This window comes from Klebsiella sp. MS 92-3, from assembly GCF_000195655.1.
Lineage (GTDB): Bacteria > Pseudomonadota > Gammaproteobacteria > Enterobacterales > Enterobacteriaceae > Klebsiella > Klebsiella pneumoniae.
The window spans coordinates 1-324 of the sequence record NZ_GL882869.1; the positions used below are offsets into that span (position 1 = coordinate 1).

1 pseudogene is annotated in these 324 nt (G+C 50.9%); it reads left to right on the forward strand.

Going from position 1 to position 324, the window contains the following annotated elements:
- Positions 1-29: 29 nt before the first annotated feature.
- Positions 30-284 (forward strand): annotated as a pseudogene (locus HMPREF9538_RS0128565) (DUF535 family protein); the annotation flags it as partial.
- Positions 285-324: the final 40 nt, after the last annotated feature.

Sequence of the window (324 nt, forward strand, 5' to 3'; positions counted from 1 at the left end):
ACTAAATCAGTAAGTTGGCAGCATCACCCGCCATCGATTCTGATTACCACGTGAAAAGCGATCTGGTGAAAGCCAGTTATTCATCGCTGTGGCTGGAAATGGGCGGTGAGAAACAGGCTCGCGGCTGGTATAAACTGCCGGCGCAAGAGATCAAAAAGAGTATTGAAGAGGTGAAAAGTAAGCACCGGAGCCAGTTTATTAAGCGCGAAGGTCTTAAAGAGCTGATTCAGATTAATATGGCGAATGCCCTGCAGCAAATTACCTTGCCTGCGCGGGTGAATTAACGCCACTCACACGTCAGGCGGGCAGCAGGGGGCTGCTGCC